Raw genomic sequence first — 11,656 nt, 5'->3', positions numbered from 1 at the left:
GACAGCCTCATGTACGAGCAACACTATGGATTCGCCGGACGGCCGTTTCAGCTGACCCCTGATCCGCAGTTCTATTTCGAAAGCACCAGCCATCGGAAAGCGATGAGCTATCTCGGCTATGGCATGAGCCAGGGCGAAGGCTTCATCGTCATCACCGGCGAGGTTGGCGCGGGCAAGTCGACGCTGGTCGCGCACCTGATGGAGCGGATCGATCCGGCAGCGCTGAGCGTTGCGCAGATCGTCACCAGCGCGCTGGATGGCGAGGAGATCGTCCATGTCGTCGCGCAGGCTTTCGGGCTGGCGGTCGAAGGGCACGACAAGGCCACCGCGCTCGGCCAGATCGAACGCTTCCTGCAGGATGAAGCCCGCGCCGGCCGCCGCTGCCTGCTCGTGGTGGACGAATGCCAGAACCTCGATCTGACCGCGCTCGAAGAGTTGCGGATGCTGTCGAACTTCCAGCTCGGCTCGCACCCGCTGCTCCAGAGCCTGCTGCTCGGCCAGCCCGAATTCCGTCGCATGCTCGCGCATCATCCGGGGCTTGAACAGCTGCGCCAGCGCATCATCGCCTCGCACCATCTCGAAGCGCTCGATGCCGGAGAGATCGAGTTCTACGTCAAGCACCGCCTCGGTCAGGTTGGCTGGAACGGCTATCCGGCGTTTGAAACCGGGCTGATGGGCGCTCTCTACCGTCACACCGACGGCATCCCCCGCCGCGTCAACCAGGTGATGAACCGCCTGCTGCTTCTCGGCGCGATCGAGGACAGCGGCGAGCTGACGCTTGGCATGCTCGATGACGTGATGATCGAAATGGCCGCGGACCAGAGCCGCGGCGCTGCCGAAGAGCCCGAAGCTGCCCCCGCGCCGGCGGTGGACAGCGCGCCTGTGGCGGCGGCTCCCTCTGTCAGCCCGATCCCTGCTGCCGAATTCGCGCAGCTGCTGGCCGAACGCGATGCCCGCACCGCCGAACTCGAAGCGGCGATCAGCGAATTGCAGGCCGCGGGCACCGGGCAGAGCGGTCAGGATGGCGCGAAGCTCTCTCCTGCCGAGGCGGAAGCTGCCGAAGCGCGCCTCTCGGCCGCGATGGCGCGCATCGAAGCGCGTCTGGAAGAGCAGGAGCGGTCGTTCCGCCACGTGCTCACCATGCTGATCGAGTGGCTTGAGGAAGATCCGTCGCGCGAGGCGGCGTGAGCCATGAACGCGCCCTCTCATTCCTTGTCCGCCCTTGCAGGGGCCAGGATCGTCAATGGCCTGTCGGTCGATGTCGAGGACTGGTTCCAGGTCGGCGCGTTCGAGGATGTGATCGCGCGCGATGAATGGGACAGCATCAGCACGCGGGTGGCGGACAACGTCTACCGCGTGATCGATCTGCTGGCCGAGGCTGATGTGCGCGGCACCTTCTTCACGCTGGGCTGGGTTGCCAAGCGCCATCCCAACATGATCCGCCGCATTGCCGATGCCGGGCACGAGGTTGCCAGCCACGGCTATGATCACGCACGGGTGTTCACCTTCGATCGCAAGGCGTTCGCCGAGGATATCCGCAAGGCGCGCCAGACCATCGAGGATTGCGCCGGGGTCAAGGTCAGCGGCTACCGCGCGCCGAGCTTCTCGATCGATCACCGCACGCCGTGGGCTTTCGCCGAGCTGGCCGAGCAGGACTATGCCTATTCCTCCAGCGTCGCGCCGGTGGTGCATGACCATTATGGCTGGCCCGAAGCCCCGCGCTTTGCGTTCCGCCCGCTCGCCGGTTCGTCGCTGATCGAACTGCCGGTGACCACCGCGATGCTTGGCGGGCGGCGCGTGGCGGCGGGCGGGGGCGGGTTCTTCCGCGTGCTGCCCTATGCCTTTTCGCGCTGGGCGATCCGGCAGGTGAACCGCGTCGAGGGGCGTCCGGCGGTGTTCTATTTCCACCCGTGGGAGGTCGATCCCGATCAGCCGCGCGTTCCCAACGCCTCGATGCGCTCGCGCCTGCGCCACTACACCGGCCTTGCGCGCATGGCGGGCAAGCTCAGCGATCTGGTGCACGAATTCCGCTGGGGACGGATGGACGAGGTCGCAGCAGCCGAGCAGGCGCGCGCCGATGCCATGCCTGTTCCGGCGGTGCTGACAGGCATTGCGGCATGAACGCGCCGGTCAAGGCCGGCGAAAGCGTGCGGATCGTCGATTTTGGCGATGCCGAGGACCTGCGCCGGATCGAAGGCTTTGTCGTCGAAATGCGCGCGAGCCTGTTTCATCGCCCGGCCTGGCTTCGCGCGGTCGAGGCGGGGACGGGGCAGCGCGCTGCGGGCCTTGTGACCGAACGGCTCGGCGTCATCACCGGTTGGCTGCCGCTCACCGAGGTGCGATCGCCGCTGTTCGGGAAGGCGCTGGTTTCGAGCGGCTTTGCGGTCGGCGGCGGCATTTGCGCTGCGAGCGAGGCGGCGGCGGATGCGCTGGCGGGGGCGGCGCAGGATGCCGTGCGCGCGGGCGGCTTTGGCGAAATCGAACTGCGCGGCGGGCCGGTTCCGGCGGGGTGGGACTGCTGGTCGGACAAGCATTGCGGGTTCGAGCGCGAACTTGCTGGCGATGATGAAACGCAGCTTCTGGCCATCCCGCGCAAGGCCCGCGCCGAGGTGCGGAAAGGACTGGGCTTCGGCCACCGCATCACCATCGGGCGCGGGCGCGATGATCTCGCCGCGCACTACGCCTGCTACAGCGCGAGCGTTCGCAATCTCGGCACGCCGGTGTTCCCCAAGCGCCTGTTCGGCGCGATGATCGATGCCTTTCCGGATAGCGATATCCTCACCGTCTGGCAGGGCGACACGCCGCTCGCCAGCGTGCTCAGCTTCTATCACGATGGCGCGGTGCTGCCTTATTGGGGTGGTGGCACCTTCGCCGCGCGCGCGGCTCGCGCCAATGAGGTGATGTATTATGAGCTGATGCTCCATGCCCGGCGCAAGGGCATGACCCGTTTCGATTTCGGGCGCTCCAAGACGGGGAGCGGGCCGTACAGCTTCAAGAAGAACTGGGGCTTCGATCCTGTGCCGCTGACCTATGGCGCATGGACGGATGGTGTTGCGGCGAAGCGCAACATCGATCCGACCGATGCGGGTTACAGCCGCAAGATCGAGCTCTGGAAGCGACTCCCGCTGCCCGTCGCCAATCTGGTGGGGCCGTGGATTGCGCGCGGGTTGGCCTGATGGGCGAGATCCTGTTCCTCGCGCACCGCGTGCCGTTCCCGCCCGATCGCGGCGACCGGATTCGTTCGCACCATCTGCTCAAGGCGCTGGCGCGGCTCGCTCCCGTGCACGTCGGTTGCTTCGGCGAGGGCGACAAGGAGGCCGAAACCGCGCTTGCTGGCGTTGCCGCCTCGCATTGTGTCGCGGCGCGCTCCAAGCCGCTGGCGTTGGCCGGGATCGAGGCCGTGCTGGCGGGCAAGCCGGTCAGCCTTACCGCCTTTCACTCGGCCAAGCTGGCGGACTGGGTGCGGCGCACCATCGCAAGCCGTCCGATCAGCGCGATCGTCGTCTTCTCCGGGCAGATGGGCCAATATGTGCCCGAGGGTTTTGCCGGCCGCGTGGTGATCGACCTGTGCGATGTCGATAGCGCCAAATTTGCCAGCTACGCAGAGGCAGGCGAGCGGGTGTGGCTCAACGCCCGCGAGGCGCGGCTGCTGGGGGCGGAGGAAGAACGGCTCGGTGCACGCGCCGATGCGACGATCCTGATCTCCGAGGCCGAGGCCGCGCTCTATCGCAGCCGCCTTGTCACGCCCGACAAGGTCAATGTCGAGGTCATCGGCAACGGCATTGATGTGGCCTTCTTCGACCCCGCCATCACCGCGCCGCATCCGGCCATCGAGCAGCAACCGGGGCCGCATTTCGTCTTCACCGGCCAGATGGATTACCGGCCCAACGAACAGGCTGCGCTGTGGGTGATCGAGGCCTTGCTGCCCAAGCTGCGTGCGCATCTGCCGCAGGCGATGTTCCATGTTGTCGGGCGCAACCCGACCCGCGCGCTCATGGCGCATCACGGCACGCCCGGGGTTCACGTCTGGGGCGAAGTGCCCGATGTGCGCCCGTTCATCGCGGCGGCCGACGCGGTGCTCGCCCCGCTGCTGATCGCGCGCGGAGTGCAGAACAAGGTGCTCGAGGCGATGGCGATGGCGCGGCCCGTGGTGCTCACCCCCGAAGCGGCAACCGGCATCGCCGCCGAGGATGGCGCGCATTGGCTGGTGTGCCCGCCCGATCCGCAAGCCATGGCGGCGCGGATCGCGGCGCTGCTCGCCGATCCCGCTGCGGCTGCCGGACTTGGCGCGGCAGCGCGGCGCTTCGTGCTCGCGCATCATGGCTGGGACGCGATGCTGGCACCGCTGGCTGGCCTTGTGGGGCAGCCGGGCGAGGGGATTCGCGATGCCGCCTGAGCAGAGCACGCTCCCCGCTCCGGCGATGGCCGCAGGCAGCGTTCCCGCTGACTGGCGCGCGCCGCTTGTCGCGCTGGTGGTCGTCAGCTTCGCGCTGATGCTCGCGACCGTATCGAGCTGGGGCGAGATGTTCCACCAGTGGTGGGCGATCGACACCTATAACCACCTGCTGCTGGTGCCGTTCATCATGGGCTGGCTGGTCTGGCTCAAGGCCGGCGAGCTGACGCGCATCGCGCCGAAGCCGTTCTGGCCGGGTCTTGTGCTGGTGGTCGCGGCGCTGTGCCTGTGGCTTGCGGGGCGGGCGAGCGGGATCAACCTTCTTGCCCATGCAGGCGCGGTGGTGGCGTTGCAGGCGGCGGTGCTGAGCGTGCTCGGGTTGCGCGCCGCACTGCTGCTCGCCCTTCCGCTGGCGATGGGCGCGTTCCTTGTCCCGTTCGGCGACGAGATCATCCCGCCGCTGCAATTCGTCACCGCCGAGATCGCGGTGACGCTGGTGCGCTGGAGCGGGGTGCCGGCGCAGATCGAAGGCCTGCATATCGATACACCCGCAGGTCTGTTCATCGTTGCCGAGGCCTGTTCAGGGGTGAAGTTCCTGGTCGCGATGGCGACGCTCGGGGTGCTGGTCGCCTTTACCCGCTTTGCCAGCTGGCGACGGCGCGCGCTGTTCATGGCGGCCTGCGTGATCGTGCCGATCCTCGCCAATGGCGTGCGCGCCTTTGCGACGATTTATGTCGCGCAATCCATCGGCGCCGAGGCAGCAACCGGTTTCGATCATATCATCTATGGCTGGGTGTTCTTTGCCATCGTGCTCGCGCTGGTGCTCGCCGGGGCGTGGCGCTGGTTCGAGCGCGAACCCGAGCAGCATGGCTGGGATGCCGCGAGCCTTGCCAAGTGGGACTGGCTCTCGCGTGCCGAGACCCATGCGCTTGCGCCGGCCAGTGCCGTGCTTGCGACCTGTTCGCTGGCCGCGATTGCCGCGCTCGCGGCGATGCTTTAGGTCCGATCCCGATGTGCGGGATTGCCGGGATCGTTCATGCCGAAACCTCCAAGCCGGTCGATCCGGCGCGGGTCGAGCGGATGTGCGAGGCGCTCGCGCACCGCGGGCCTGACGGAGCGGGGGTGTGGACCGATCACGGCATCGGCCTTGGCCACCGACGCCTTTCGATCATCGACCTTGCCGGCTCGCCCCAACCGATGCATTCCGCCGATGGCCGCGCGGTGATCGTCTTCAACGGCGAAATCTACAATTTCCGCGAATTGCGGCGCGAGCTGGAACAGGCCGGTTTTACCTTCCGCACCAGCGGCGACACCGAGGTGATCCTTGCCGCGTGGCAGCGTTGGGGCGTCGATTGCCTCAAGCGGCTTGACGGGATGTTCGCCTTCGCGCTGTTCGATCTGGACAAGCGCCAGCTGTTCCTCGCGCGGGACCGCTTCGGGGTGAAGCCGCTGTTCCTTGCCCACCTGTCCGATGGCAGCATCGCCTTTGCTTCGGAACTGAAGGGTCTGCTTGCCCACCCGCTCCTGCGCCGTCGGGTGAACGCGCATGCGATCGAGGCCTATATGGCCTGGGGCTATGTGCCGGATACGCATTCGATCCTGTCGGGGGTGGCGAAGCTCCCCGCAGGCCATTTCTGGCTGATCGAGCAGGGGCGCACGCCGGGCCGTCCGCAGCGCTGGTGGGATATCGATTTCAGCCAGCGCGAGCGTGGCAGCGAGGCCGATCTCTCCGCCCAGCTCGTCCATCTGCTGCGCGATGCCGTGCGATCGCGCATGGTGGCCGATGTCCCGCTAGGCGCCTTCCTGTCGGGCGGGGTGGATTCCTCGGGCGTCGTCGCGCTGATGGCAGAGGCAAGCGCGCAGCCGGTGCGAACCTGCTCGATCGGGTTCGACGTCGCCGCCTATGACGAGACGAGTTACGCGCGGCAGGTCGCAGCGCGGTTCGGTGCGGATCATCAGGAGCGGATCGTCGCCACCGATGATTTTGCCGCCATCGACCAGATCGCCGCGATGTTCGACGAGCCTTTCGCCGATGCCTCGGCACTGCCAACATGGCGGGTATGCCAATTGGCGCGTGAACGGGTCACGGTGGCGTTGTCGGGTGACGGGGCCGACGAGGCTTTTGCCGGATATCGCCGCCAGGTGTTTCACCACCATGAGGAGCGTGCCCGTGCGGTGTTGCCAGCGGGTTTGCGCGCGCCCTTGTTCGGCGCGCTTGGCCGCGCTTGGCCCAAGGCCGATTGGGCGCCGCGCCCCTTGCGGGCCAAGGCGACCTTGCTCGCGCTCGCGGAGAGCGGAGAGGAAGGCTACGCGCGCGGGCTTTCGGTGACGCTGCCCGAGGCTCGGCGCGCGCTCTATTCGGACAGCTTCGCCGCCAGTCTCGATGGCTTCCGTGCCGAGGACGAGCTGATCGCGATGATGTGCGCAGCCCCCGGCCGTTCAGGTCTCGACCGCGCGCAATATGCCGATCTTGCCTTCTGGTTGCCGGGCGACATCCTCACCAAGGTCGACCGCACGAGCATGGCGGTGAGCCTCGAGGCGCGCGAGCCGCTGCTCGATCATCGACTGGTGGAATTCGCGGCGCGTTTGCCGGAGCGGATGCGGGTGCGGGGTTCGTCGGGCAAATACCTGCTCAAGAAGAGCCTCGAGCGCTACCTGCCGAATGACGTGCTCTACCGGCCCAAGCAGGGCTTCGTTACCCCGATTGCCGAATGGCTGCGCGGCCCGCTGGCCGGTGCGGCGCGCGGGATCGCGTCGGGCTGTCTGGCGCAGACCGGGTTCTTCGATCCCAAGTCTATCGCAGCGCTCGCCGAAGCGCATATCGCTGGCCGCGCCGACCATTCGCGCACCCTGTGGCAGCTGTTGATGCTGGAGAAGTCGCTGACCCGCCTAGGTGTGAGCGCCTAGTCTTCGGTGCCGTGGCCCAAGGCCATGTAATCGGCGCTCTGCATCTCGTTCAAACGGCTAACTGTGCGCTCGAATTCGAAGGCGCCGTCACCTGATTGATAGAGCTGTTCGGGCAGCGCGGCGGCGGTGACGAAAAGCTTCACCCGGTATTCGTAAAGCGCGTCGATCAGCTTGGTGAAGCGGATCGCTTCGTTGCGGTTTTCCGGCCCCATCAGCGGGATGCCGACGAGGATCACGGTGTGGAACGCGCGGGCAATGGCAAGGTAATCCGCCGCGCCGCGGTTCTCGACACACAGCTTCTTGAAGCTGAATACGCCCACGCCCTTGAGGCTCTTGGGCACGTGGAGCGTGCGCCCACCGCCCAAATCGAGTTCGCCCGAGGGCACATTGGCGGCATCTTCGGGGGCGAAGTCAGTGAGGCGGAAAAAGGCCTCGCGCACCTGCGCCGTCGCCGCATCGCCCAGCGGCGAATGCCACATCGCCAGCCCGCCGATCCGGTCGAGCCGGTAATCGGTTGCGCCGTTGAGGCTCAGCACATCCATCCGGCGTTCGACCAGATCGATGAAGGGCAGGAACAGCGAGCGGTTGAGCCCGTCTTTGTAGAGATCGCGTGGGGGGCGGTTGGAGGTGGTGACGATCACCGTGCCGCTCTCGATCAGCGTCTTGAAGAAGCGCCCCATGATCGCGGCATCGGCGGTGTTGGTCACCACCATCTCGTCGAATGCGAGGCAGCGCACTTCGCCCGCCATTTCGAGCGCCACGGCGGTGAGCGGGTCCTTGCGCTCGGCCTTGCGCGCGGCCGCGATGCGGCGGTCGACTTCGAGCATGAAGGCATGGAAGTGGACCCGGCGTTTCTTTTCGATCCCGAGCGTTTCGACGAACAGGTCCATCAGCATCGATTTGCCGCGCCCGACCCCGCCCCAGAGGTAGACGCCGCGCGGGTCGGGCGTGGTCGGGGGTGAACCGAGGATATAGGCATACCAGCGCTTTGGCGGCGGGGGTGCTTCGAGTTCGTCCTGCAACCGCGCGAGCCGTTCCGCTGCGGCGCGCTGATCGGGATCGGCACGCAGCTGGCCGCTGGCGATCAGTGCATCATAGCGGACGAGCAGGCCGGGCATGGCGTCAGGCTGGGGCGCGTGGCAGCATCTTGCGTACGATGCCCGAGAAGCTGGCGACAGTGTCCTCGTCCTGCACCACCATCCCGCGCACAAACACGAGCTTGCCGGTCTCGCGCACGATCTCGGTCACCGCATCGAGCGGGCGCTTGGGATCGCCGCCACCCACGAACTGCGTCGAGAGTTCCAACGTGACCGAAGGCCCGGCATTGCCGGTGCCGATGCGATGCATGGTGACAAACAGCGAGATGTCGATCAGCGCCAGCGTCACCGCGCCGTGGATCACGCCTTGCAGGTTCTCGTGCTTGCGCTCGGGGAACATCCTGAGGCGCGCTTTCCCGTCGGGATCGACGCGGGTGATGAGCTTGCCCATCACCGCGCCGTTGAACAGCGTGGGATCCTTGAGGTTCCAGTGATGCCAGCCGGGATTTTCCGGGTCCGGCCCGTGTTCGAATACGTCGTCCTTGAAGCTCACCGGATCAGATGGCCCGCTCGGCCATCATCTTCTTGGTCTCCGCGATGGCCTTGGCCGGGCTGAGGCCCTTGGGGCACACATTCGCGCAGTTCATGATGGTGTGGCAGCGGTAGAGCCGGAACGGATCTTCCAGATCGTCCAGACGCTCACCGGTCATCTCGTCGCGGCTGTCGGCGAGCCAGCGATAGGCCTGGAGCAGGATCGCAGGGCCGAGGAACTTGTCCGAGTTCCACCAGTAGGACGGGCACGAGGTCGAGCAGCAGGCGCACAGGATGCACTCGTAGAGGCCATCGAGCTTCTCGCGCTGTTCGGGCGATTGCAGCCGCTCCTTGCCGCTCGGGGTCGGCGAAACGGTCTGCAGCCACGGGCGGATGCTTGCGTATTGCGCGTAGAAGTGCGTGAAATCGGGCACCAAGTCCTTGATCACGTCCATGTGCGGCAGCGGGGTGATGCGGATCTCGCCCTTCAGATCCTCGATTGCGGTGGTGCAGGCGAGGCCGTTCTTGCCGTTCATGTTCATCGAGCACGAACCGCAGATGCCTTCGCGGCACGAACGGCGGAAGGTCAGGGTCGGGTCGATCTCGTTCTTGATCTTGAACAGCGCGTCGAGAACCATCGGGCCGCATTCGTCGAGATTTATCTCGAACTTGTCGTAGCGCGGGTTCTGGCCGCTGTCGGGATCGTAGCGGTAGATCTTGAACGACTTCACACGTCCCTTGCCATTGTCGCCCTCGGCCTTGTGGACCTTGCCGGCGCTGTTGATCTTGGAATTCTTGGGGAGAGTGAAGGTCGCCATTACGTGATCCCGGTTTCGAATTGCACCCTATCTAGCGGCATCGCGCGTGCGCGCAAGCGGGCGCTGTTGCGCGGTTTTGCACAGAGGTTGAATGCGCCTCACGTGCCGGAACCAAGCGGGTTGCGGTGCGCTTTGAGCAGCAATGGAACAGGCAGAACAAGTATCGGAAATGCCAGTGCGCTGGCCTCGCCGCGCGGCGGTGTTCGGCGCCAGCGGCGGGATCGGCGCGGCGCTGTGCACGGCGTTGCTCGCGGGCGGGACAGAGGTGGTCCACGCCGGTTCACGTCGGGTTGAGGGACCTGACATGGCAGGACTTGTGCCTTTCGCCTTCGATCTTACCGATGAAGAGAGCATTGCCAGTGCGGCTGAAGCGATGCGAGCCGATCCGCCCGAATGGGTGATCGTGGCGACAGGTGTGCTCACGCTCGCAGATAGCACCGGGCCGGAGCGGACCTACAAGCGGCTCGATCCGGCCACGATGGGCGAGGTGTTCTCGCTCAACACCATTGGGCCGGCGCTGATCGCAAAGCACATGCTGCCGCTCATGCCGCGCGGCCGGCCGTTCATCTTTGCGGCGCTCAGCGCTAGGGTCGGCTCGATCTCTGACAACCGCCTGGGCGGGTGGCACTCCTACCGCGCGTCCAAGGCGGCGCTGAATATGCTGCTGCGCAACTTCGCATTGGAAATGGCGCGCACCCATCCGGAAAGCGTGATTGTCGGTCTGCATCCGGGCACGGTCGATAGCGCGCTGTCGGCGCCGTTCCAGTCAGGCCTGCCCGACGGCCAGCTGACCAAACCCGAAGACGCTGCCTCGAATTTGCTCGGTGTGCTGGCGCGCCTCACGCCGGAGCAATCTGGCCGCGTCTTCGACTTCCGCGGCGCGGAGGTTCCGTCCTAGTCGAACAGCCCCACAGCAAGGTGCACCCAGACAGTCAGGAACATCAGCACCGCCAGCATGATCATGCCGATCCGCCAGCGCGGGGCATCAAGCCAGTGCAGGGCGGCTTCGATCGCTCCGCACAGCAAGGCAAGCAGCGCTGTCATCGCCACGAAGTCCTCGGGTCCCCAGTTGGCCCGCCCCATCACGGTGCCGAGCGCGGGGAAGGCCAGCAGCATGGCCGCGCCGATCCACAGCTTGGAATGGAACCGGAAGCCCGGCTTGCCGGGCGCGCCCGTGCCTGAGCCTGAACGCGTGGTGGTTGTCATGACGGTCTCTCTCCCACAGCCCGTTTGGCAATTGCCGCATAACGTGCCACGCATTGTTCCTCGGGGAAAGAGGGCAAGCGGAGGAGAACGGGGATGGGGTTCAAGACCTGGTACGAGGCGAATGTGATGCCGCGCCTGATAACCTGCGCGTGCTCGCAAGGTCAGGTGATGAAGCGCCGCGCCGCTGTCGTGCCGCTTGCGCGGGGCGATGTGTTCGAACTGGGCTGCGGCGGCGGGATCAACCACGAGTTCTATGACCCTGCGGCGATCACCTCATATGCCGGGATTGACCCGCATGGAGGACTGCTCGATGCCACCCGCGCGGCGGCCCAGGCCAAGGGCTGGGCGGCGGATCTCAGGCAAGGGAAGGGCGAGGCAATCCCCTTTGGCGATGCCAGCTTCGACTGCGTGGTCTGCACCTTCACCCTGTGTTCGGTCGAGGATCCCGTGCAGGTCATGCGCGAGCTACGCCGCATCCTGCGACCCGGCGGGCAGGCGCTGTTCCTCGAACACGGCCGCGCACCCGATACTGACGTGCTTCGCTGGCAGGAGCGGATCGAGCCGGTCTGGAAACGCCTTGCGGGTGGCTGCCACCTGACCCGTCCGATCGCCAGCGCCCTTCAGGGATCAGGCTTCGCGGTCGAGACGCTGGGCGAGGGGTATACGCCCAAGACCCCGCGCTTTGCCGGGTGGATGGAGTGGGGCATCGCCCGCAAGGCGGCAGCCTGACGCAAAAGGGGCGGGAGAGGTTGCCCGCTCCCGCC

General features: G+C 66.4%; 12 protein-coding genes. 8 read left to right on the top strand and 4 right to left on the bottom strand.

What is annotated here, in order from left to right:
• Positions 1-9: 9 nt before the first annotated feature.
• From BG023_RS10150 to BG023_RS10125, 6 genes are read left to right on the top strand one after another with little or no spacing between them, the layout of a single operon-like run.
• The gene (locus BG023_RS10150) at positions 10-1,188 is read left to right on the top strand and encodes an XrtA/PEP-CTERM system-associated ATPase (protein WP_069310348.1); all 1,179 of its coding nucleotides are present in this window, start codon (positions 10-12) and stop codon (positions 1,186-1,188) included.
• Between the two features lie 3 nt (positions 1,189-1,191).
• A complete protein-coding gene (locus BG023_RS10145) occupies positions 1,192-2,121 on the top strand; it encodes an XrtA system polysaccharide deacetylase (protein WP_069310347.1) in 930 nt (309 codons plus the stop codon).
• A complete protein-coding gene (locus BG023_RS10140; RefSeq protein ID WP_069310346.1) occupies positions 2,118-3,176 on the top strand; it encodes a FemAB family XrtA/PEP-CTERM system-associated protein in 1,059 nt (352 codons plus the stop codon). The genes BG023_RS10145 and BG023_RS10140 overlap by 4 nt, the downstream gene beginning before the upstream one ends.
• On the top strand, positions 3,176-4,396 hold the full coding sequence (locus BG023_RS10135; protein ID WP_069310345.1) for a TIGR03087 family PEP-CTERM/XrtA system glycosyltransferase: 1,221 nt from the start codon (positions 3,176-3,178) through the stop codon (positions 4,394-4,396). Before BG023_RS10140 ends, BG023_RS10135 begins: the two co-directional genes overlap by 1 nt.
• A complete protein-coding gene (xrtA, locus tag BG023_RS10130; protein WP_069310344.1) occupies positions 4,386-5,393 on the top strand; it encodes an exosortase A in 1,008 nt (335 codons plus the stop codon). The genes BG023_RS10135 and xrtA overlap by 11 nt, the downstream gene beginning before the upstream one ends.
• 11 nt (positions 5,394-5,404) lie before the next feature.
• Positions 5,405-7,300: an XrtA/PEP-CTERM system amidotransferase gene (locus BG023_RS10125; RefSeq protein ID WP_069310343.1), complete on the top strand. Its 1,896-nt coding sequence runs from the start codon at positions 5,405-5,407 to the stop codon at positions 7,298-7,300.
• On the opposite strand, the gene zapE is transcribed toward BG023_RS10125, so the two are convergent.
• From zapE to BG023_RS10110, 3 genes are read right to left on the bottom strand one after another with little or no spacing between them, the layout of a single operon-like run.
• Positions 7,297-8,418 (bottom strand): cell division protein ZapE, encoded by a 1,122-nt coding sequence (gene zapE, locus BG023_RS10120; protein WP_069310342.1) that lies wholly within the window; start codon positions 8,416-8,418, stop codon positions 7,297-7,299. The genes BG023_RS10125 and zapE overlap by 4 nt on opposite strands.
• 4 nt (positions 8,419-8,422) lie before the next feature.
• Positions 8,423-8,890 carry a PaaI family thioesterase gene (locus BG023_RS10115; RefSeq protein WP_069310341.1) on the bottom strand — a complete coding sequence of 156 codons (468 nt, stop codon included), beginning with the start codon at positions 8,888-8,890 and terminating at the stop codon, positions 8,423-8,425.
• Positions 8,891-8,894: 4 nt separating this feature from the next.
• Positions 8,895-9,686, bottom strand: a complete 792-nt coding sequence (locus tag BG023_RS10110; protein ID WP_069310340.1) for a succinate dehydrogenase iron-sulfur subunit — start codon at positions 9,684-9,686, stop codon at positions 8,895-8,897.
• A 142-nt stretch (positions 9,687-9,828) separates the two neighbouring features.
• Between BG023_RS10110 and BG023_RS10105 the strand changes: the two genes are divergently transcribed.
• On the top strand, positions 9,829-10,584 hold the full coding sequence (locus BG023_RS10105) for an SDR family NAD(P)-dependent oxidoreductase (protein WP_083234646.1): 756 nt from the start codon (positions 9,829-9,831) through the stop codon (positions 10,582-10,584).
• Here BG023_RS10105 and BG023_RS10100 read toward each other — a convergent pair.
• On the bottom strand, positions 10,581-10,892 hold the full coding sequence (locus BG023_RS10100; protein ID WP_069310339.1) for a hypothetical protein: 312 nt from the start codon (positions 10,890-10,892) through the stop codon (positions 10,581-10,583). The two genes, BG023_RS10105 and BG023_RS10100, sit on opposite strands and share 4 nt — an antisense overlap.
• Positions 10,893-10,985: 93 nt before the next feature.
• On the opposite strand from BG023_RS10100, the gene BG023_RS10095 reads away from it, so the two are divergent.
• On the top strand, positions 10,986-11,621 hold the full coding sequence (locus BG023_RS10095) for a class I SAM-dependent methyltransferase (RefSeq protein WP_069310338.1): 636 nt from the start codon (positions 10,986-10,988) through the stop codon (positions 11,619-11,621).
• Positions 11,622-11,656: the final 35 nt, after the last annotated feature.

The organism is Porphyrobacter sp. LM 6, from assembly GCF_001720465.1.
In the GTDB taxonomy this organism is placed as follows: Bacteria; Pseudomonadota; Alphaproteobacteria; order Sphingomonadales; family Sphingomonadaceae; genus Erythrobacter.
This window is presented reverse-complemented; position numbering and strand designations above follow the sequence as displayed.

Excerpts from the sequence above, each read along its gene's own strand:
- BG023_RS10100 (WP_069310339.1), bottom strand. The coding sequence starts at position 10,892 with ATGACAACCACCACGCGTTCAGGCTCAGGCACGGGCGCGCCCGGCAAG.
- zapE (WP_069310342.1), bottom strand. The coding sequence starts at position 8,418 with ATGCCCGGCCTGCTCGTCCGCTATGATGCACTGATCGCCAGCGGCCAG.
- BG023_RS10125 (WP_069310343.1), top strand. The coding sequence starts at position 5,405 with ATGTGCGGGATTGCCGGGATCGTTCATGCCGAAACCTCCAAGCCGGTC.
- BG023_RS10095 (WP_069310338.1), top strand. The coding sequence starts at position 10,986 with ATGGGGTTCAAGACCTGGTACGAGGCGAATGTGATGCCGCGCCTGATA.
- BG023_RS10105 (WP_083234646.1), top strand. The coding sequence starts at position 9,829 with ATGGAACAGGCAGAACAAGTATCGGAAATGCCAGTGCGCTGGCCTCGC.
- BG023_RS10145 (WP_069310347.1), top strand. The coding sequence starts at position 1,192 with ATGAACGCGCCCTCTCATTCCTTGTCCGCCCTTGCAGGGGCCAGGATC.
- BG023_RS10150 (WP_069310348.1), top strand. The coding sequence starts at position 10 with ATGTACGAGCAACACTATGGATTCGCCGGACGGCCGTTTCAGCTGACC.
- BG023_RS10140 (WP_069310346.1), top strand. The coding sequence starts at position 2,118 with ATGAACGCGCCGGTCAAGGCCGGCGAAAGCGTGCGGATCGTCGATTTT.
- xrtA (WP_069310344.1), top strand. The coding sequence starts at position 4,386 with ATGCCGCCTGAGCAGAGCACGCTCCCCGCTCCGGCGATGGCCGCAGGC.
- BG023_RS10110 (WP_069310340.1), bottom strand. The coding sequence starts at position 9,686 with ATGGCGACCTTCACTCTCCCCAAGAATTCCAAGATCAACAGCGCCGGC.
- BG023_RS10135 (WP_069310345.1), top strand. The coding sequence starts at position 3,176 with ATGGGCGAGATCCTGTTCCTCGCGCACCGCGTGCCGTTCCCGCCCGAT.